Origin of the sequence: Micromonospora sp. C97 (assembly GCF_018070385.1) — a bacterium.
Classification (GTDB): domain Bacteria; phylum Actinomycetota; class Actinomycetes; order Mycobacteriales; family Micromonosporaceae; genus Micromonospora; species Micromonospora parva.
This window is the reverse complement of the sequence record NZ_JAGPXU010000008.1, coordinates 1-19,291: the sequence shown is the minus strand read 5'-3', so window position 1 is coordinate 19,291 and position 19,291 is coordinate 1. Positions and strand designations below refer to the sequence as shown.

The window sequence follows — 19,291 nt, the reverse complement described above, 5'->3', positions numbered from 1 at the left end:
CCTCGACGGCGTCCGCCGCGCCTGAGGCTTCGACGGTGCCTTCCGCGGCCGGCGCATCGCGGCACCTCAGTGACCGTCCTGCCCGGGGTGGCGGCTCCAGCAGCCGCCACCCCGGACGCTGCAACGCGTCAGGAGATCCGGTAGGCCCGCTGGATCGTCTGGGTGACGGTGTTGCCGGCGGTGTCGGTAGCGGCCAGTCGCAGCGAGACGAACCCGGCCCGTCGCGGATGACTGATCACGGCGGCGTTCCGGAGCACCGGCAACCCGACCCAGGTGCGGCCGTCGTCGAAGGACGCGGACACGCTGAGCGTGCGGTTGGGCGTGGCAGTCGAACCGGCCTGCCGGTCCAGCGTCACCGGGATCGCCATGACCCGGCCGATCCGTGCCGTGTTGGTGTCGTCGAGCACGGGGGTCGGTCGAGCCGTACTGAGGGGCAACCGCTCCGGTGACGTGGTGTGCGCCGAGGTGAAGGTCCAGGCCACCGACACCGACGTCGACAGGGTGTCCGGGGCGCCGCGTGTGACGGCCGCCTCCAGTCGGTAGGTGGCCCTGCCGGAGGGCACCGCGAACTCGGCCCACGGGCTGTCCGAGCTGCCGACCTCCTTACCGTCGCGGAACAGCCGGATCCGCACCGGCTGGTCGTCGCGGCTGGCGGGGCGACCTGACGCGTCGCCGAACAGGGGCAGCGACGCGATCGAGATGGTGTCGCCGTCGCGGCCCGCGTACCCCAGTGGCGACAGGGCCGGCGCCTGGGTCACTGTCGGCCCGAACGGTGCCGCGTTCCAGGTCTGGGTGTACGTCCGGCCGGCTACGAAGGTCGAGTCCTGGGCGGTGAGGTTGTCCCCTTCGAGGAAGGTGGACGTCCAGACGACGCCCCCGTCGGTGTTGTAGTACTCGACACCCTTGAACGGCAGGTCGACGGGCGTGTTCGACCCGACCGGACCGGAGCCTCCGGGACCCGACGCGCGGTGGAACCGGGTGGCCGTCGTCGTGCTGGACTGGCTGCGGTAGGTCGCCCGGACGGTGGCCAGGTTCTTCGGCGACAGTTTCCTGGTCAGGCCGGTGAACATGTCGCCCTGCCGGACGTACGCCAGGTCGTAGGTGTAGGGGCTGTTCCGGAAGGTGCCGTCCCTGCCCGGTCGCGCGAGCCCGACGCCAAGCGTCGCGGTGAACTCGGGTGCGGTGACGGCGGGTCCGATCCGGCCGAAGAAGAGGTCCGCGAAGGACAGCCCGCTGAGTTGGACGCCCGGGTAGCGAAGGCCGTCATCCCAGTTGGCGCTCACGTTGATCGAGGTCGGCGCGGCGTCGTGCTGCGGCACCGTCAACGCGACAGGCTTGGCGGCACGGGCGTCGACCGCCTCGGTGACCGGGCCGCGTACGTCCAGGACCGGCTGTGCGAGCAGGGTCGACACGGAACCCTCGTGGATGGTGCTGTACAACGCGTAACGACCCTTGGGCAGCCGCAGGACGCCGCCGCCCGGTGCCACGGCGAGGGTGCTGAACTCGCCGGTGGTCAGGTTCGCCGCCACTGTCGTGTACTCGGTGGCCGGCCTGCCGTCGCGTCCGGTGTGGTCGAGCCGTACGTCGTAGCTCTCGATCTCGCGGTTCAGCGCGAACGGCGTGCGTACCCGCAGGTCATCGGCGCCGGTGGCGGTCAGCGCTCCCTGGTAGACGCCGTCCGGGGCGTCCACCCGGGTGTCCACGGTGATGGTCGCCTCGGCGTGGCCACCGGCCGGAACCACCAGCGTGGCCGGGCTGACGGTGAGCATGCCGGCCGGGGCCGGAGCGATGGCCAGCGTCAGGGTGACCGCTGTGGTGCCGGTGTTGCGGTAGCCGACGACCTGGGTGATCGGGCTGTCGTCGGCATGTGGCCAGCGCTGCACCGGGAAGTCGATGGCGGCGATGTCGGCGGCCACCGGCTGGGCGACGGCGCGGGCGATGTCCACCCGGCCGGCGCCCTGCTCGTAGAGGGTGTCCTCGCCGGTCGGCTTGGCCGAGTCCATCAGGGCGGCCTTGAGCTGCGGGCCGGTCCAGTCCGGGTGCTGCCCGGCGAGAATCGCTGCGGTGCCGGCCACGTGTGGGGTCGCCATCGACGTACCCGACATGGCGGCGTAGTCGCCGCCGGGGGCCGCGGCCACGATGTCGACGCCCGGTGCGCTGATCTCGGGTTTGATGTGGTTGTCGCCGATCCGGGGACCCCGGCTGGAGAAGTAGGCCCGCTGGTCGTCGGCGTCCACAGCGGCGACGGCGAGAGCGTCGTCGGCGGAGGCCGGCGAGGAGACCGACTTCGGCTTGCCCTCGTTGCCGGCCGCGACCACGAAGAGGGTGCCGTACTGGTGGCTCAACTCCTGGACCGCGGTTTCCAGCGGGTCGAGGCCGGGCGTGTCGTCGCCGCCCACGCTCAGGTTGACCACCCGGGTCCGCGGGGCGAGCCACTGCATGCCGGTGATGATGTCCGAGTCCTGGCATTCGGTGGTGGCGCAGACCTTGCCGACCAGCAGTTTCGCCCCCGGCGCCACGCCGCGGTACCTGCCGCCGGAGGCGGCGCCACTGCCGACGATCGTCGACGCCACGTGAGTGCCGTGGCCGACCGAGTCGCTGGGGTCGCCACCGCCGGTGAAGTCCCGGACCTCGGTGAGGTGGCCGGCGAAGTCGGGGTGGTTGGCGTCGATCCCGGTGTCCAGCACGCCGACGGTGACGCCGGTGCCGTCGAACCCGGCCTGCCACGCCGCCGGGGCACCGATCTGCGGCACGCTGCGATCGAGGGAGACCGTGCGCTTGCCGTCCAGCCAGATGTGGGTGACGCCGGCGGTGAGGGTGCGCGCGGATGGCGTACCCCGGGTCAGCGACGCCCAGAGCGTCACCCGGTCGTCCCGGTCCGCCCGGACCGCGAGCGCGTGGGCGGCGGGGAGGTCGGCCCGCACGCGCCCGGCACCCCCGGTGGTCGCGGTCCGCGCCCGCGCCGCCGTGTTCTCGGGGTACGCGACCAGCAGCGGCAACTCGGCGGCCCGGTCGTCGTAGCCGAACTCGGCGAGCGTGGTGAGGTCGAACAGGCGGCGGTCGAGTCGCCCGTCCCGCACCAGCGGCACCGCGTCCACCGGGATGACGTACTGGTGACCGTCCTCCCGGTTGCTGACGAACCGCATGGCGGCCCGACCCGGGCCGCGCTGGATCTGCGGGCGACCCGCCGCGTCCAGCGACACCCGGTCCCCGGTGATCAGGGTGAAGGTCCCGGCGGTGCCGGGAGTCGGGGGCGTCGGCTGCGCGCTCGCCGGTTGGGCGGTCAGCCCCGCGGTAACCAGCGCGGTCGCGAGTACGCCGGCTGTCAGGGCGCGTCGTTGCCGTCGTCGCACATCGTCCTCTCCGCCACGGGCGTCTCCCGGGTCGGCACGATGACGCCTGGCCGGGTCGTCGGGTTGATCACTCCGGTGTGACGCGGGCCACAATCTCGCCCCGCGCCGACGCGACCGGTCCAGCCAGCCGAGTTCCATGCGGCGGTGACCAGGGGACGAAGCGTGGGAGGGCACCGGTCGGATGCGTGACGCCGAGGAGTTCGACGCCCTCTACGCGGCCTGCGCCGGTCGGGTCGTGGGTCACGTGTACGCGCTCACCGGCAACCGCGCCGAGGCGGAGGACGCCGTCGCCGAGGCGTTCATGCGGGCCTGGCAGCGGTGGCGGACGGTGCGGGAGACGGACAGCCCGGAGGCGTGGGTCCGGCGGGTGGCCTCCCGGATCGCGGTGAGCAGCTGGCGCAAGGCGTTCAACCGGGTACGCGCACACCGCCGGGCCGCGGTCGACCAGAGTGTGCCCGGCCTGAACGAGGACCACGTCGCGCTGTTGCAGGCGCTGCAACGGCTGAGCCCCAACGAGCGGCGCGCCGTCGTGCTGCACCACCTCAACGATCTCAGCGTCGCGGAGGTGGCAGCCGAGATGCGGGCGCCCGTCGGGACAGTGAAGACGTACCTCGCCCGTGGCCGGCGAGCGATGGCCGGGTTGCTGACCGATGCGCACCAGGAGGAGACCTCCCATGGCTGATCCGCGCGACGATCTCACCGCGATCGTGGACGAGGTCCGGCGAGTCGCCACGCTGCCGGGGGCGCAGGCGTTGCGGCAGCGCAGCGACCGGCGTCGGCGGCGTCGGGCTGCAGTTGGCGCGGCGGGGCTGGCCGTGGTGGCCGTCGCCGCTGGCACCGCCCTGTCACAGATCCGGAACGACGTCGAGACGCCGGACGCCGGCCCGGCGACCCAGGTCGCGCCGCCCGTGACCCCGCCCGTGGTGCCGTCCGCGACCGCCTCGGCGGGACCGCAGGAGATCCTCGGCGGCCGGCGGCAGGTCCAGATCACCCTGCCCGGCATGCGCGGCGCGACGTTGGCGATCGACAGCGACGGCGACCAGGTGCGGGCCACCACCGACCAGGGCATCGACGATCGGGCGCTGTGGGTGCTGCGCCCCGAGGGCGACAGGTATCGGATCCTGCTGGCGGCCGGTGCCACCGAGGTCTGCATGACCGTCGTGCACGACGCCGCGCCGGGCAGCGTACGCGGCCGGGCGTGTGATGCCGCCGCGTCGACGCAGCTCTTCCGGATCGATCAGGTTCCCGACGGCAGCTACTCGATCTTCCAGGGCAGGCGCTACGTCCAGGTGGTCGACGGCACCAACGCCCTGGTCCCCGACCTGCCCGAGGGCCTGACCACCACGTACGAGTTCGAGGATCGTGGGCCGACCCCGCGCTGACCGTCGAAACTTTCGATATCTGCCGCGCGCAGGATCCGTGATCTCACCCGCGTGGCTGCCCCGGCGGCCGGTCCCAGCGTCGTCTGAGGCGGTGGGAAGGCTCGAAAGTTTCGGCAAAATATTGACACTTCCCGATCGAAGCGCTCAAGCTTTACCTGGCTGGCATTCGTGATCATCGATCACGTTTCGTTCCTTCCTTTTCCATCACCACTCGGAAGGAGAGCCCCGTGGTCATCAGCTCGGGCCGCTCTACCACCCGATCGGTGGTCGTCGCGCTGGCGGTAGCAGCGCTCACGGTCGCCGGATCGGCATCGGTAGCAACACGAACCATGGGCGCGTACGCCGCCGTGGCCCCACTGGCCGCCGCAGTCGAGGACGAGGGCGCCGACTGCGCGGTGTCCGGCCTGCCGGACCTGGGTTCGCTGCCCACCAACGCCAAGCTTCCCGACCCCTTCAAGAAGCTGAACGGCCAGACCATCACCTCGAAGTCCGACTGGCGCTGCCGTCGGGCGGAGATCAAGGAACTGGCGGAGAAGTTCGTCTTCGGCGAGAAGCCCGCCAAACCGGCGACGGTCACCGGGACGGTGTCCAACAGCACCATCACCGTCAACGTGTCACACAACGGCAGGAGCACCAGCTTCTCGGCACGGGTCGAGCTGCCCAGCGGCACCGGTCCCTTCCCGGCCGTCGTGGTCGTCGGCGGGTTCGGCGCGGACACGGCCACCATCAAGGCCGCCGGCGCTGCCGTGATCAGCTACGACCCGTTGGCGGTTGGCCGCGAGGGCACCCCCCGGAACAACAAGCAGGGCGCGTTCTACAGCATCTACGGCTCATCGAGCAGCACAGGACTGCTCGCCGCCTGGGGCTGGGGCGTCAGCCGGATCATCGACGTCATCGAGCAGTCCGACGGCCGGATCCTCAAGGCGGACGCGATGGGTGTGACCGGCTGTTCCCGGTACGGCAAGGGCGCCTTCGCGATCGGGGTGTTCGACCAACGCATCGCCCTGACCATGCCGATCGAATCGGGCAGCGCGGGCGTGCCCATCTTCCGGGGCATCCCCGGTGAGGGCGCGCAGAGCCTGAGCAGCGCGTACGGGGAGCAACCCTGGCTGGGCGACGCGTTCGGCTCCTTCACCGGCAGCCCGAACCGGCTCCCGGTGGACACGCACGAGATGGTCGCCATGGTGGCACCGCGCGGACTGTTCATCATGGACAACCCGCACATCGCCAACCTCGGCCCGCGGTCGGCGAGCGTGGCGGCCCTGGGCGGCGCGGAGGTCTACCGGGCGCTCGGCGCCGGCGACAACATCACCTACTGGTCCGACGTGCAGGACGGCACCCACTGCGCCAACCGCCCCGAGTGGCGTACCCCGTTGCAGAACAGCATCCGCAGGTTCCTGCTGAAGACGGGCAACGAGCCGGGCGTGATCCGGATTTCCAGCAGGGCGCTCGGTCGGTTGGCCGACTGGCGGGACTGGTCGACCCCGGTCCTGGCTGACGGCCCGACCACCCCGCCGCCGACCACGCCCCCGCCGACCACCCCGCCGCCAACCACGCCTCCCCCGACCACCCCGCCGCCGACCGGTGCGGGTTGTGTGGCGTCGGTGTCGGTCAACCAGTGGACGGGCGGCTTCGTCGCCACGGTGCGGGTGACCGCCGGCGCCGCGCCGATCAACGGCTGGACGGTAGCCATGACCCTGCCCTCGGGGGCCAGCATCACCAGCGTCTGGAGCGCCAACCGCAGCGGCACCACCGGCACCGTCCAGTTCACGAATGTCGCCTACAACGGCTCGGTCGCCGCAGGGCAGTCGACCGAGTTCGGTTACCAGGGCACCGGCACCGGTACGGGAATGACGGCCACCTGCTCGACCGGGTGACCCGCCGGCCCGGTGCGGAGGTTCACCGGCCTCCGCACCGGGCCGGGCGGCCCCGAGGGCGAGCCCTCGTCGTCAGAGCCAGACCACGATCCCGGTCAGGTCGTTGAGGACGGCGGCCACGCCCGCCCGGATGGCCGCCGCGCAACGTTCCGCGGTGAACGAGTTCGGGTCGTACGTCGAGGACATGCCGAGCCCTTCACCACGGAACGACGCGCCCTCCCAGTCGACGGCGGTGACGTTGTGGGTGGGCTCGGCCAGCTCCGCGCCGACCACCAGGAACTTCTCGTCCAGGTGGTTCGGGGTGACCAGTGCGAGCCCGTCGATGAGATCGTTTCCCGCGCTGACGATGAGGTCCGGACCCATCTCCATCGCCTTGGCGATGCTGGGAACGGCCTCGTGCGCGTTGCCGACGACGATCGTCCTGAGGTCGACATGCTCGTCGTCGGCCCACTCCTTGACCGCTGTCACCAGGGCCTTGGTCGGGTTGTCGGTACCGCTGGTCAGCAGGACGACCCGGTAGTCCTTCGGCGGGTGGACACCGGCCCACGAGCCGGGCTGCGGGGTGATGGTCGCCTCCGGCGCGGGCTTCGTGGAGGGGTCGACGAACCCGGGGCCGAGGGTGCCGATGGCGCTGGGCGCCGGACGTGGTTCGGACCAGTCGTCGCTGGAGTTGCAGGCGGTGACCAGCGCGGCGGTCGCGGCCAGCATGGCGACGGCCCGAAGCGGGGGGCGCAAGGTGATCGTCCTCCGGGTGGTGGCGGAATGTGCGCGTACTTCTTCGTATTCCTATCTCAATTCCGGTCACCGGCAATCGGTGGGCGGCGGTTCGGGGATGTTGTTCTCCGGCGGTTCGTCGGTACGCGGGTTGGTGTTCACCAACGACATGCAACGTGCACTGGCCAACCGAGGGAGTCGAATGTCAGGCCGGATCCGCCGTACCGTTATCGTCGCCGCTGTCGGTTTCGCCGCAGCGGTGGTTCCGTTTCTGGCCGCCGAACCGGCGTCCGCGCACGGTTTTTCGTCGACTGTGTACGCGGAAATAACGGCGGGAGATGAGGGTCACATTCGAACGGCGGTGGAGCTCGAATACGACCTCCTCGTCGTCTCCGCCGCGGACGCCGGCCACGACGACCCGCTCTTCCAGGCCGGAACCGCGGCGTTCGAGGCGGGTGACACCGCTGCGCAGGCCGCCGCCCTGAAGGGCCACGCGTCGACGGTCCTCGGCTACGTCTCCGACCGGTTCTCGGTGAGCTCCCGGGGTGCGGCCTGCCGGCCGACGCAGGTGGGTGACGCGACGATCGGCGCCCGCGAGGGCGTGCCGTACGCGGACCTGCTGCTCGACTGGACCTGCCCCGAGCGGGTCGACGAGCACGTGGTGCGCAGTGGCCTCTTCCCGGACGGCGAGGGCTACGTCAAGGGCACGAAGACGATCGTCACCTACGAGATCGACGGCCGGTCGGGCAGTGCGGCGCTCGACGCCGCCCACCCGTCCTTCTCGACCGCGCAGGCCTGGTACGAGCGGTTCGGGGAGTTCTTCGTCCTGGGCGCCGAGCACCTGCTGAGCGGTATCGACCACATTCTGTTCCTGCTGGCGCTCATCGCCGGGTCGCGGCGGCTCCGGGAGATCGTGCTCGCGGCCACCAGCTTCACGGTGGCGCACTCGGTGACGTTCATGCTCGCCGCGCTCGGCCTGGTCGAGGTGCCGGGGGCGATCGTGGAGCCGATCATCGCGTTGTCGATCGCCGTCGTCGCCGGCTGGCACCTGTGGGGAATCTGGCGGCGCGGTGAGCACGCGACCGACCTGGAGACGGCCGGGCGCGGTCACTTCAACCTGGACCGGGCCGGTTGGATCCGCCTTGGCGTGGTGTTCTGCTTCGGTCTCGTGCACGGCCTGGGCTTCGCTGGCGCGTTGGGCATCGACGAGGCGTGGTCGTGGACCCTGCTGTGGTCCCTGCTGGTGTTCAACATCGGCATCGAAGTCGTTCAGTTGACGATTATCGCGGTCGTCTTCCCGTTGCTGTTCGTGCTGCGGCGTCGTGCGCCCAAAGCCGGCCTCTGGGCGACCGGGGCCGTTTCTGCGGGCGTGTCCCTTATGGGGTTGATCTGGTTTGTGCAGCGCATTTCTGGATCATGAGTAAGGCTAAGTAGTTCGTGAAGTGCAGTCTTTCGCAAGATCACGTTCACGGTCGGTTCATCGGGCAGCGAAAGCGTGGATTTGCTTCCCCAGCGTCGGGTGAAGGCACATCCATTTCTCTATTTGAAAAGGGAACAATGTCGATGACATTGAGCACCTCGTCACGGGCTTCCGCGCTCGTACGGCGTCGCCTGGTCGCCGGGGTCGCAGCCGGCTTCCTGGGCATGGGCGCGGCTCTCGGCAGTGGCCTGATGGCCACCGCGAGCGCGGCCGAGTCCACCACGATCACCGGTGTGGTCCTCGGCGTCGGCGCCAACGAGACCCAGCGCATCGTGAGCTGGTACTCCTCCGCCGACACCGCGCAGAAGATCCAGCTCGCCCCGACCGCCGAGATCGTCAACGGCGAGTTCCCGGCCGGCGCCGTCAGCTTCGACGCCGTCGGTGCGGCGAACACCTCCACCACCGGGTTCAACCGGCACGCCACGATCAGCAACCTGCGCGAGAACACGGCGTACTCGTACCGGGTCGGCGCCGAGGGCAGTTGGTCCCCGGCGTACTCCTTCAAGACGCGGGACTTCGAGGGCGACTACGACTTCCTGTTCTTCGGCGACCCGCAGATCGGCTCCTCCGGTGACCGGCTGAAGGACCAGGCCGGCTGGGAGGACACCCTGAAGGTCGCGACGGCGGCCAACCCGAACGCCGAGCTGCTGGTGTCCGCCGGCGACCACGTCGAGAGCGCCAACGACGAGGGCCAGTGGACCTCGTTCCTCGCCCCCGACCAGCTGCGCCAGGTCCCCCTCGTCGCCACCATCGGTAACCACGACGTCGGCGGCAAGTCCTACGAGCAGCACCACTTCACCCCGAACACCGACCGCTCGTCGCAGTACTACAACGGCGACCAGGCGACCCGGTCCGGCGGCGACTACTGGTTCATCCACAAGGACGTGCTGTTCATCGACCTGAACAGCAACAGCTACGTCAACCCGGCGGACGGCTCCGCCGGCGGCGACGCGGCGCACGTCGCGTACGTCACCGACGTCATCAACAAGCACGGCTCCGAGGCCAAGTGGAAGGTGCTGGTCTACCACCACTCCATCTACTCGCCGGCCAGCCACGCGACCGACAGTGACAACAAGCAGCGGCGGGAGGACTTCACCACCGCGTTCTCCAACCTCGGCGTCGACATGGTGCTGCAGGGTCACGACCACAGCTACACCCGCAGCTACTCCATCAAGAACGGCCAGAAGGAGAACCCGGACGAGAAGCCGGGCGCTGCCGACGTCTACCCCGGCCCGGGTGGCGTCATCTACGTGACGGCCAACTCGGCCTCCGGCTCGAAGTACTACGACATCAAGAAGCCGGACAGCTCCGGCACGGGCATCCGCGGCAACGGGCCGGACCCGCTGGACCCGAACAAGTACTGGTACAACTCCGTGCAGAACCAGGAGCACGTCCGCAGCTACGTCAAGGTGCAGGTGCGCAACGACAAGCTGGTTCTCGCGAACGTCCGCAGCGGCACCTGCGCGGCCCCGAACGCGGCGGTCGAGAAGGGCCTCTCCTGCGTCAACACCCCGGAGGGGCAGCCGGTCGGCTCGATCGTCGACAACGTGACGGTGCACCCGTACCACGGTGACGGCCAGGCCATCCAGGTCAACGTGCCGAACCCGGCTCCGGGTGAGTTCGGCTGGACGATCGACGGCTACAACGGTCTGGTCGACCTGGGCACCGCGCAGGAGCGCGACGGCACCTACTTCCAGGCCAACGGCAAGATCAACCCGATCCTCGTGTCGGACAGCCGCCGTTCGCTCGCCCCGTGGTCGATCTCGGCCAACGTCGGCGACTTCTCCGACGCCGACAAGAAGTTCTCCGGCTCCTACCTCGGTTGGAGCCCGTACGTGCTCGACGCCGGAGCGGGCGCCGAGGCCGGTGCCCCGGTCCTGTCGTCCTACGACGACCAGGGCAAGGGCCTCTCGGTCTCCAGCGCCCTCGCCGCCGCCGCGCAGGGTCACCCGCGTGGTGGCGCGAAGCTCGGCGCCGACCTGGATCTGAAGATCCCGGACAGCATCGCGAAGGGTAGCTACCGCACCACCCTCACGATCACCGCGCTGAGCAGCTGACCGAACAGTTCCATGGGCGGGGTAGGCACCTTCGGGTGTCTACCCCGCCACCCATTTGCCATCCGTCCAAGATCACCTCAAGGAACCGACATGTACCCGTCCGTCACGCGCTGGAAGACCAGGCCCACCGCACTCCTCCGTACGACAGCACTGTCCCTGCTCGCCGTCGTCGCGGCAGTCGGCGTCGGTGCCGGCCCCGCCCGGGCGGCGGACGGCAACGTCGCCTGGACGGTCCGGACGGCGTCCAACGGTTACGGCGAGGCCCGGTCCAGCTACAGCTACAACGTCAACCCGGGTGGGGCCGTCGAGGACGCCATGGTCGTGGCCAACCGTGGCGCGGCCCCGCTGACCCTCTCCGTGTACGCGGCCGACGGCTTCACCACCGACGCCGGCCAACTCGACCTGCTCACCAAGGACCAGAAGTCCACAGCGATCGGCGCCTGGGTGAAGCCGAACGCCGGCAGCGTCGTGATCCAGCCCGGAAAGACCGCCCAGGTCCCGTTCACGGTCAGCGTTCCGGAGAACGCCACGCCCGGGGACTACGTCGGCGGCATCCTCACCACCCTGACCCAGGCCGACCAGGCTGAGGGGATCAACGTCGACCGGCGCCTCGGTATCCGGATCAAGCTGCGGGTCGGCGGCGAGCTGAAGCCGAACCTCGCGATCGAGGACCTGCACGTGACGTACGCCGGACCGACCAACCCGTTCAGCAAGGGTGACGCCACCATCACCTACAAGGTCCACAACGTCGGCAACGCGGCCCTGTCGGGAAACCAGGCGGTGACCGTCTCCGGCCCGTTCGGCCTGCTGCGGGTCCGGGCCGATGACGTCGCCGCGCCGCCGGAGCTGCTCCCGGGTGAGAGCTGGAACGTGACGGTGCCCGTACACGGGGTGGCTCCGGTCATCTCGCTGGCCGCTACCGCGACCCTGACGCCGCTGCTCACCGATGCCTCGGGCTCCACCACCCCGCTCAAGCCGGTGCAGGCCACCGCGCACGGCTGGGCCCTGCCCTGGACGTTGGTGCTGGCCCTCGTCGTGCTGATCGCCGTGCTCGTCGGGGCGTACCTGTACCGGCGCCGCAACCGGGCGCTGAGCAAGGCGCGCGAGGACGCCCGCGTCCGCGACGCCGTCGAGCAGGCGCTTCGTGGCCCGGAGCCGCAGGCCTCCTGATCGCCGCAGCCGCCCCAAAAGGTTCGGCGAGCCTGCACGTTAGTCCTTGTGGGTGAACGGCCCTCAGCTCCGGAGCGCGCCCGTTCCCGAGCCGGCATGCTGCGACGGTGACGCCGGCACGGAGGGGGAATCCACATGGTTGACGGGGGTGTGCCAGAGCGGATGCAGGCCGCGGCCTTCGACGAGTTCGGCGGGCCGGAGGTGATCACCCTGCGCAAGCTGCCGATCCCGCAGGTCGCCGACGACGAAGTGCTGATCAAGGTGTGGAGCGCCGGCGTCGGGGTGTGGGACGCGTACGAGCGGGAGGGTGTGCTGGTGCCGGAGGGCTCGGCACTGCCGATCGTGCCCGGCTCCGACGGTGCCGGAACCGTCATCGCGGCCGGCGGCACGGTGACCAGCCTGGCCGTGGGCGACCTGGTCTACGTCTCCGCCACCACCCGGCCCAAGGGCGGCCTCTACGCCGAGTACGCGTCGGTCAAGGCGGAGTACGCGGCGAAGGTGCCCGACGGTGTGCCGGCCGAGCACGCCGGTGCCATGCCCACCGACGCGCTGACCGCACTGGCCGGCCTCGACACCGTCAGCCTGTCGGCCGGCGACTGGTTGCTGATCTTCGGAGCGAGCGGCGGTCAGGGCCACCTGGCCGTGCAGTTGGCGAAGCGGCAGGGCCTCAACGTGATCGCCGTGGCGTCCGGGGCGGACGGCGTCGCGCTGGTGACCCGGCTCGGCTCCGACGTGTCGGTGGACGGTCACGGCGACATGACCGAGGTGCTGGCCCGGATCCGGGACGCGGCACCGGGCGGGGTCAACGCCATCCTGGCGATGGCCGGCGGGCCGACGCTGGACCGGCTCACCGAGGCGCTGGCCGACGGCGGGGTGGTCGCGTACGCCCACGGGGTGCGGCCGGAGCCACAGGAACGTCCGGGCGTCACGGTCCGCGCGTACGACGGCGAATCGAACCCCCGACAGTTGCAGCGCCTCAACGAACTCATCGAAGCGGGGCCGTTCGTGGTGCACGTCGCCGAGACGTTCCCCCTGGGCAAGGTGCGGGACGCGCACCAGCGCCTCCAGACCTCCTACGCCGGCAAGCTCCTGCTGACGGTGGCCTGAGAGGTCAGGGCGTGCGCTGTTGCGGCACGCGTACCGATGCCATGCCGGCCGCCGTCGCGGCCTGGATGCCCAGGTCGGTGTCCTCGAAGACCAGGCAAGCCTCCGGGGGTACGCCGAGCTGCCGCGCCGCGAGCAGGAACGCCTCCGGGTCGGGCTTGGCCCGGGTGTAGTCGTCGGCGCAGACCAGCACGTCGAACCGGTCCAGCAGGCCCAGCGCGTCCAGGGAGGCCGTGACCGACGCGCGGGTGCTGCCGGAGACCACGGCGAACGGAACCCGCCGGTGCGCGTCGTGGATGTGCGCCAGCACCTCCGGCACCGCGGCGAGCTGCGGCAACAACTCCTGGTAGTAGCCCTCCCGGCGCTCGACCACGGCAGCCACCGGCATGGCCAGACCCTGCTGCTCGTTCAGCTCGACGATGGATGATGTCGGCGGTGGGCCGCCCACCCCACGCGTAGAAGAGGTCCTCCGGGAACTCGCAGCCCCACTCCGCGAGGGCCCGCTGCCAGGCCACGTAGTGCAGCGGCATCGAGTCGACGATGGTGCCGTCGCAGTCGAACAGGTACGCGGCGAACGGCCCGGGAGGCAGCGGCAGACTCACCCGGGGAAGGGTACAGCTCACCCGCTCGTGACAGCCTTCAGCTGGCTGAGCAGGTACGCGCGCTCCGGTTCGGTGCCGACCAACGTCAACGCGCTGCGGTACGCGGCCGCGGCCTCGTCGTACCGGCCGAGCCGGCGCAGCAGATCGGCCCGAGCCGCCGGATAGGGATGGTGGCCGCGCAGGCGCGGATCGTCGGCCAACTCGTCGAGCAGCGCCAGCCCCGCCTCCGGTCCGTCCCGCATGGCCACCGCGGCGGCCCGGTTCAGCGCGACGACCGGCGAGGGCACCAGGCCGAGCAGCACGTCGTAGAGCGCCACCACCTGCGGCCAGTCGGTGCTGGCCACGTCGGGAGCCTCGTCGTGCAGCGCGGCGATGGCGGCCTGCACCGCGTACGGCCCGGGAGCCCGGCCGGTCAGCGCGACCACCACCAGGCCGCGCCCCTCCTCGATCATCTGACGGTCCCAGCGCCCCCGATCCTGGTCGTCGAGCAGGATCATCGCCCCGTCCGGCCCGGTACGCGCGTCGCGCCGGGCATGGACGAGCAGCATCAGGCCGAGCAGCCCGGCGGCCTCCCGCTCGGCGGGCAGCAGCCGGCGCAGAATCCGGCCCAGCCGGATGGCCTCCTCGGCCAGGTCGATCCGTTGCAGATCCGGGCCGGAACTGGCCGCGTACCCCTCGGTGAAGATCGAGTAGACGGCCTGGAGCACGGTGGGCAGACGGCCGGGCAGCTCGTCGTCGCCCGGCACCCGGAACGGGATGCGTGCGTCACGGATCTTCCGTTTGGCGCGGACGAGTCGCTGGGCCATGGTGGCGGGCGGCACCAGGAAGGCCCGCGCGACCTCGGCGGTGGTGAGGCCGGCCAGGAACCGCACTGTGAGCGCGGCACGGTCCGGCGCGGCCAGGGCCGGGTGCGCGCAGGTGAAGAAGAGCGCCAGCCGGTCGTCGGGCAGGTCACGGTCCGCGTCGGCGGGCGGGGCGTGATCGGCCCGCTCGGCCTCCGCCCGGAGCACGGCGAGCCGGGTGGCCAGCACCCGGTCACGACGCAACCGGTCCACGGCCCGACGCCGGGCAGTGGTGAGCAGCCAGGCGCCCGGCCGGCTCGGGACGCCGTCGGTCGGCCAGTGCGTCAGCGCCGCCTCGATGGCCTCGGAGGCGACCTCCTCGGCCAGGTCGAGGTCGCCGAAGCGGCGCACGAGCGAAGCGAGCAGTCGGCCGCGCTCCTCCCGGAACACGGCCTCCACCGACGACCCGACGGCTGCCCTCTCATCCGGCACGCTCAGACCTGCACGTCGATCTCGGCGATCGGACGGACCTGGACCGATCCGGGACCGGCGGCCCCGGGGCTGCGGGCGGCCCACTCCAGCGCGGCGTCGAGGTCCGGCACGTCGATGACGTCGTACCCACCGAGCAGCTCACGGGTCTCGGCGAACGGCCCGTCGGTGATCGTGCGCTCGCCACCGGCGCTCACCTGCACTGTCGTACAGGTGGTCAGGTCCTGTAGCGGGTGCCCGGAGACCCAGACTCCGGCGTCCTTCATCTCCCGGTCGTAGCGGATCCAGTCCTCGAAGCTGCACCCTTTGTCGACGACCTCTCCGTCGACCATGGGACTCATGAACAGCAGCATGTACTTCACGTTTTGGCTCCTCTCGGTGCGGCGGTGTCGCCGTACAGCATGACGACGAACGGTGACCGCGGATATCGACACGGCCCGGCAACCTTTTCTGCCCGGCACCGCTCACCGCAGGCGTGGCCGCGCCGGGTCGGATCGTTCGTCGCGTCGGTCCATCCGTCGCTCGAACCAGGTCACGCCGATCAGGAAGGCGGTCAGCACTGTGAGCGCCGCCAGTGGCGGCAGGGACCGGCCGATCGGCAGCAGGGGCAGCGGCAGCAGCGCGGCGACGACCTGCGTCGGGACCACCGTGCCGACGGTCAGCCGTCGGAAGACCAGTCTGCTGAGCAGGTAGAGGGCGGTGCCGCCGTAGAGCGCTGTCGCTGCCTCCCACCCGAGGCGACCCGGATGCGCCGACTCCGCGGTGAGGTGGGCGATCACCTCCTCGATGCCGAGCGCCACGTAGATCGCGCCGATGATCAGCGTGGAGTGCGCGAGGCCGTACGCGTCGCCGGCCACGCTGGCCCGTCGCTCACCCGGCACGCTGCTGACGGCCTCGCTGGCGGTGGACGCCAGCCGATCGAAGTAGAGCCACCACAGGCAGACCGTGCTGGTGAGGCCGAGCAGTGCGGCCAGTAGCGCGGGGCCGACCGGGGCCATCGCCCTGGGGCCCGCGCCGGCGGAGATCAGGGACTCACCCAGCGCGATGATCAGCACCAGGCCGTACCGCTCGGTGAAGTGGTCCACGCTGCGCAGTTGCCACGGCCGGAAGGCGGACGCGATCCGGGCACCGCCGATGTTCAGCAGAAACGCCACCGTCCAGAGCGCCGTCTGGGCCGCACCGCCGAGCAGGGCCCCGATGATCAGGGGAACCCAGCCCAGCACGACCGGCACCGTGAAGAACCTCAGCGTCGAGCGCAGCGCGGGGTTCGTCGCGCTCGCCCAGAACAGAATCACCAGCTGCACGGCCCGGCCCACCACGTAGGCCAGCGCGAGAGTCAGCGGCGCGTCGAACAGCTCCGGGCTCTGCTGCCACGCGTCCGGCATCACCAGCGCGGCCACGAAGATCGCCGCCATCGCGACCAGGGTGGCGGCGCGGACCGGGCCGACGTCCGCCCGGACCAGGTTTCCCACCCAGATGTACGGCGACCAGGAGTAGAGCAGCAGGAGCAGCAGGAGCAGCCCCTGGGCCAGGGTGAGCGCGCCCGGCGACCCCGCCATGAACGTGATGACCCGGGTGAGTGCGAAGACGAAGACCAGGTCGAAGAAGATCTCGAACATCGTGGTCCGGTGCGTCACCCCCGTAGGCACCGGACGAATATCCGAGATCCTCCTCATCCTGGCATTCTGCGCCATTTCGCTCGGCGCTTCGTCCGGTCTCCTCGCTCAGCGCCGCCCGGCGTCAGGTTGCCGCTTCTGTCCGGCGTCGGCTGCGCTCAGCCCGCCGCCGCACCTGCTGGTACGCGCCGGTCAGCCCCATCGCCCGGCGCACCTCGAGCACTGTCTGGCGTACCTCCTGGCGGGTCCGTTCCGTGCCCTCAACGATCAGCCGGTCGACCAGACCCCGGTCAGCTTCGATCTCGGCCCGACGCTGTCGGATCGGCGCCAGGAACCCCTCCAGCGCGACGACCAGCCGTTCCTTGACCTCCACGTCACCCACCCGCCCGGCCCGGTAACGCCGGGCCAGGTCGGCGACCTCGTCGCGGTCCGGATTGAAAACCTCGTGGTACGCGAACACCGGGTTGCCCTCCACAGTGCCCGGCACGTCGGCCCGTACCCGGTTCGGGTCGGTGTACATGCCCAGCACCTTGCGACGCACCGTCGCCGCGTCGTCGGAGAGCGCGATGGTGTTGCCCCGGCTCTTGCTCATCTTGGCCGCGCCGTCGGTGCCCACGAGGCTCGGCGTGTCCGCCGGGATCAGCTCGGGCACCGGGAAGACCGGTCCGTACAGGTGGTTGAACCGCCGGGCGATCTCCCTGGTCACCTCGACGTGAGCGGCGTTGTCCCGGCCGACCGGGACCACCTCCCCCTTGACGCAGAGGATGTCCGCGGCCTGGAGCACCGGGTAACCCAGCAGCCCGTACGGCATCTCCTCCTTGCCGGCGTCGCGGGCCATGTCCTTGAGCGAGGGCACCCGTTCCAACCGGGGAACTGTCACCAGGTTCTGCAGGAGGGTGTTGAGATCGCCGACCTCGGGGATCGCCGACTGGAGGTAGAAGGTTGCCCGGTCCGGGTCGACCCCGGCGGCGAGGATGTCGGTCACCATCTCGCGGGCGTTGCCGGAGACCTGGTCGATGTCCTCGCGGCGGTTGCGAGTGGTGAGCATGTGCAGGTCGGCGATGATGAAGAAGCTCTCGTAACGCTGGTGCAGCCGTACCCGGTTGGCGATGCTGCCGACGTAGTGGCCGAGGTGCAGGCGGCCGGTGGGTCGGTCACCGGTGAGCATTCGTGCGACGGACATGGTGGTGCCTCTCGTTATCCGAAGGTGGGTCACGCACGGGCGCGCGCCGACCAGGGCTGGCTCAGCCCAGGTCGGTCAGCGGAATCGACTCAGCGAGTCGTCCGCCATCGCGCGCCGGCGCGGAACCGCAGACCACCGGCACGGAGGACGTTCAGAAGTTGCTCACGGCCGTCGCCGGAGCTGGTCGGGGTCTGGGGCACGGCACCGAGGTCGAGGCCGTCGACCGGGTCGACAGCCTCGGATGCGCAGTTGCCCGTCCGGACCACGGCCTCAGATTACCCGTGGGATGGCGCCGGGAGGGGGAAGGTTGGCGGGTCAGCGCGTTCGCGTTGCCGGCGGCGGGCCGCTGAGCAGGTGCGCTGGCATACTCGGCTGCCATGGTGCTGTCGCGAGGGTGGAGCCTCTTCCTGGTCGGAGTCGGCGTCTGGACCTGGGTGATCTGGCCGAGGTTCGCGGTGGCCATCTGGCAGGACCCGCGGTCCTGGGCGTCCGGAACGGTGGCCGACGGCCCGGCCACCAGCTTCCTGTGGGTGCACGCGTTGCTGATCGCCGCGTCGCTGGCGATCGGCACCACCGCCGGCGTTCTCGGCGTCCGGGCCTGGCTGGCCACCCGGCGGCGGCAGACGTCCTGATTCCCCTCGCCGCTCGCGCAGATCAGGCGCCAGCGGTGGCCGGGTGACCGCCGTAGACCGGGAGGCACTCACGCCACGGCCGGCGTCGGCGGTCTTGACCTGGGGAAACGGCTCGGACGTGCGAATGTGACGCGCGCCGCTACCCGTGGATTTGACGATCAAACCCGCAGACGCGTAACTTTCTCTCTGCCAGCGCGGAACGGGGCAAACGGGACGAAGGTCCTGAAGCACCGGAACGAGATGGCAACCGGGTCAGGCAGGGGTTCACTCCTGCGGGACACGGTCCGGGCGGGGCTCGCCGGATCGGCCGTGAGGCGGATTTGGTGCGGCGAAGCCGACCGGGTAAGGTTCACGACCGGCAGGGAACCGGGCGAGACTGCGGGACACCGCAGCGGCCGGTCTGCCGAATCCGACGACCTGACGCAGCGGTTCGCTGCTGCGTGAGTGCGCCGGCGCTGACCCGTACGAAGCATGACAGACCGGGACACACGGTTTGACACGGCAGAGACGGTGAGGTAACGTAGTAAAAGTGCCCGGCGCGAGAGCGGCGGGGACACGGAACGAAAAGCCCCGGTCGGGGTTCCACTGAGGTGGGGCTTCTGGTCGGTGTGTGGTTGTTCTTTGAGAACTCAACAGGGTGCTTGTAAAGCCAGTGCCAATTATGATTTATACCCCGGACTGGTCAGGCCTTTTGGTTTGGCTGGTTGGGATTCCTTTGGCAACATTTGTTTGTTGTCGGGATAGCTGTTCAACTAATTTTTTGTTGGAGAGTTTGATCCTGGCTCAGGACGAACGCTGGCGGCGTGCTTAACACATGCAAGTCGAGCGGAAAGGCCCTTCGGGGTACTCG

Annotated in this window: 15 protein-coding genes and 1 rRNA gene; 9 read left to right on the top strand and 7 right to left on the bottom strand. The window is 70.4% G+C overall.

What is annotated here, in order from left to right; translation table 11 throughout:
• Positions 1 to 128: 128 nt before the first annotated feature.
• Positions 129 to 3,353 carry a S8 family serine peptidase gene (locus tag KBX26_RS13600; protein ID WP_210865563.1) on the bottom strand — a complete coding sequence of 1,075 codons (3,225 nt, stop codon included), beginning with the start codon at positions 3,351 to 3,353 and terminating at the stop codon, positions 129 to 131.
• Positions 3,354 to 3,534: 181 nt separating this feature from the next.
• Between KBX26_RS13600 and KBX26_RS13595 the strand changes: the two genes are divergently transcribed.
• From KBX26_RS13595 to KBX26_RS13585, 3 genes are all read left to right on the top strand, one after another.
• A complete protein-coding gene (locus tag KBX26_RS13595; RefSeq protein ID WP_030338094.1) occupies positions 3,535 to 4,035 on the top strand; it encodes a sigma-70 family RNA polymerase sigma factor in 501 nt (166 codons plus the stop codon).
• On the top strand, positions 4,028 to 4,735 hold the full coding sequence (locus KBX26_RS13590) for a hypothetical protein (protein ID WP_030338092.1): 708 nt from the start codon (positions 4,028 to 4,030) through the stop codon (positions 4,733 to 4,735). The genes KBX26_RS13595 and KBX26_RS13590 overlap by 8 nt, the downstream gene beginning before the upstream one ends.
• Before the next feature lie 329 nt (positions 4,736 to 5,064).
• Entirely contained in the window at positions 5,065 to 6,612 is a 1,548-nt protein-coding gene (locus tag KBX26_RS13585; RefSeq protein WP_210865562.1) for a cellulose binding domain-containing protein, read from the top strand.
• Positions 6,613 to 6,684: 72 nt separating this feature from the next.
• On the opposite strand, the gene KBX26_RS13580 is transcribed toward KBX26_RS13585, so the two are convergent.
• Positions 6,685 to 7,320 (bottom strand): hypothetical protein, encoded by a 636-nt coding sequence (locus KBX26_RS13580; protein ID WP_036412792.1) that lies wholly within the window; start codon positions 7,318 to 7,320, stop codon positions 6,685 to 6,687.
• Here KBX26_RS13580 and KBX26_RS13575 point away from each other — a divergent pair.
• The 4 genes from KBX26_RS13575 to KBX26_RS13560 all read left to right on the top strand — a co-directional run bounded on the left by KBX26_RS13575 (position 7,292) and on the right by KBX26_RS13560 (position 13,140).
• Positions 7,292 to 8,746: a HupE/UreJ family protein gene (locus tag KBX26_RS13575; protein ID WP_245233800.1), complete on the top strand. Its 1,455-nt coding sequence runs from the start codon at positions 7,292 to 7,294 to the stop codon at positions 8,744 to 8,746. The two genes, KBX26_RS13580 and KBX26_RS13575, sit on opposite strands and share 29 nt — an antisense overlap.
• A gap of 143 nt (positions 8,747 to 8,889) precedes the next feature.
• The gene (locus tag KBX26_RS13570; RefSeq protein ID WP_030338085.1) at positions 8,890 to 10,863 is read left to right on the top strand and encodes a metallophosphoesterase family protein; all 1,974 of its coding nucleotides are present in this window, start codon (positions 8,890 to 8,892) and stop codon (positions 10,861 to 10,863) included.
• Between the two features lie 90 nt (positions 10,864 to 10,953).
• A complete protein-coding gene (locus KBX26_RS13565; RefSeq protein WP_030338084.1) occupies positions 10,954 to 12,033 on the top strand; it encodes a WxL protein peptidoglycan domain-containing protein in 1,080 nt (359 codons plus the stop codon).
• Positions 12,034 to 12,168: 135 nt separating this feature from the next.
• Positions 12,169 to 13,140: an NADP-dependent oxidoreductase gene (locus tag KBX26_RS13560; RefSeq protein WP_209444627.1), complete on the top strand. Its 972-nt coding sequence runs from the start codon at positions 12,169 to 12,171 to the stop codon at positions 13,138 to 13,140.
• Between the two features lie 4 nt (positions 13,141 to 13,144).
• Here the strand turns inward: KBX26_RS13560 and KBX26_RS13555 are convergent, their stop codons facing one another.
• From KBX26_RS13555 to trpS, 5 genes are all read right to left on the bottom strand, one after another.
• Complete coding sequence (locus tag KBX26_RS13555) at positions 13,145 to 13,525, bottom strand: HAD-IA family hydrolase (RefSeq protein WP_307857809.1); 381 nt, start codon at positions 13,523 to 13,525, stop codon at positions 13,145 to 13,147.
• A gap of 231 nt (positions 13,526 to 13,756) precedes the next feature.
• Entirely contained in the window at positions 13,757 to 15,013 is a 1,257-nt protein-coding gene (locus KBX26_RS13550) for an RNA polymerase sigma factor (protein ID WP_030338075.1), read from the bottom strand.
• Positions 15,014 to 15,015: 2 nt separating this feature from the next.
• Positions 15,016 to 15,363, bottom strand: a complete 348-nt coding sequence (locus KBX26_RS13545) for a YciI family protein (protein WP_051708915.1) — start codon at positions 15,361 to 15,363, stop codon at positions 15,016 to 15,018.
• 111 nt (positions 15,364 to 15,474) lie between these two features.
• The gene (locus KBX26_RS13540) at positions 15,475 to 16,686 is read right to left on the bottom strand and encodes a low temperature requirement protein A (protein WP_167337357.1); all 1,212 of its coding nucleotides are present in this window, start codon (positions 16,684 to 16,686) and stop codon (positions 15,475 to 15,477) included.
• A 64-nt stretch (positions 16,687 to 16,750) separates the two neighbouring features.
• Positions 16,751 to 17,809: a tryptophan--tRNA ligase gene (gene trpS, locus KBX26_RS13535; RefSeq protein ID WP_030338070.1), complete on the bottom strand. Its 1,059-nt coding sequence runs from the start codon at positions 17,807 to 17,809 to the stop codon at positions 16,751 to 16,753.
• Between the two features lie 377 nt (positions 17,810 to 18,186).
• Here trpS and KBX26_RS13530 point away from each other — a divergent pair, with 377 nt between their 5' ends.
• Complete coding sequence (locus tag KBX26_RS13530) at positions 18,187 to 18,441, top strand: SCO4848 family membrane protein (RefSeq protein ID WP_030338067.1); 255 nt, start codon at positions 18,187 to 18,189, stop codon at positions 18,439 to 18,441.
• A gap of 760 nt (positions 18,442 to 19,201) precedes the next feature.
• Positions 19,202 to 19,291, top strand: a 16S ribosomal RNA gene (locus tag KBX26_RS13525); the annotation flags it as partial.

What these genes read in the sequence shown, in the direction of transcription:
- KBX26_RS13595 (WP_030338094.1), top strand. Translation starts at nt 3,535, where the DNA reads ATGCGTGACGCCGAGGAGTTCGACGCCCTCTACGCGGCCTGCGCCGGT.
- KBX26_RS13590 (WP_030338092.1), top strand. Translation starts at nt 4,028, where the DNA reads ATGGCTGATCCGCGCGACGATCTCACCGCGATCGTGGACGAGGTCCGG.
- KBX26_RS13585 (WP_210865562.1), top strand. Translation starts at nt 5,065, where the DNA reads ATGGGCGCGTACGCCGCCGTGGCCCCACTGGCCGCCGCAGTCGAGGAC.
- KBX26_RS13580 (WP_036412792.1), bottom strand. Translation starts at nt 7,320, where the DNA reads ATGCTGGCCGCGACCGCCGCGCTGGTCACCGCCTGCAACTCCAGCGAC.
- KBX26_RS13570 (WP_030338085.1), top strand. Translation starts at nt 8,890, where the DNA reads ATGACATTGAGCACCTCGTCACGGGCTTCCGCGCTCGTACGGCGTCGC.
- KBX26_RS13565 (WP_030338084.1), top strand. Translation starts at nt 10,954, where the DNA reads ATGTACCCGTCCGTCACGCGCTGGAAGACCAGGCCCACCGCACTCCTC.
- KBX26_RS13560 (WP_209444627.1), top strand. Translation starts at nt 12,169, where the DNA reads ATGGTTGACGGGGGTGTGCCAGAGCGGATGCAGGCCGCGGCCTTCGAC.
- KBX26_RS13555 (WP_307857809.1), bottom strand. Translation starts at nt 13,525, where the DNA reads ATGCCGGTGGCTGCCGTGGTCGAGCGCCGGGAGGGCTACTACCAGGAG.
- KBX26_RS13545 (WP_051708915.1), bottom strand. Translation starts at nt 15,363, where the DNA reads ATGCTGCTGTTCATGAGTCCCATGGTCGACGGAGAGGTCGTCGACAAA.
- KBX26_RS13540 (WP_167337357.1), bottom strand. Translation starts at nt 16,686, where the DNA reads ATGAGGAGGATCTCGGATATTCGTCCGGTGCCTACGGGGGTGACGCAC.
- trpS (WP_030338070.1), bottom strand. Translation starts at nt 17,809, where the DNA reads ATGTCCGTCGCACGAATGCTCACCGGTGACCGACCCACCGGCCGCCTG.
- KBX26_RS13530 (WP_030338067.1), top strand. Translation starts at nt 18,187, where the DNA reads ATGGTGCTGTCGCGAGGGTGGAGCCTCTTCCTGGTCGGAGTCGGCGTC.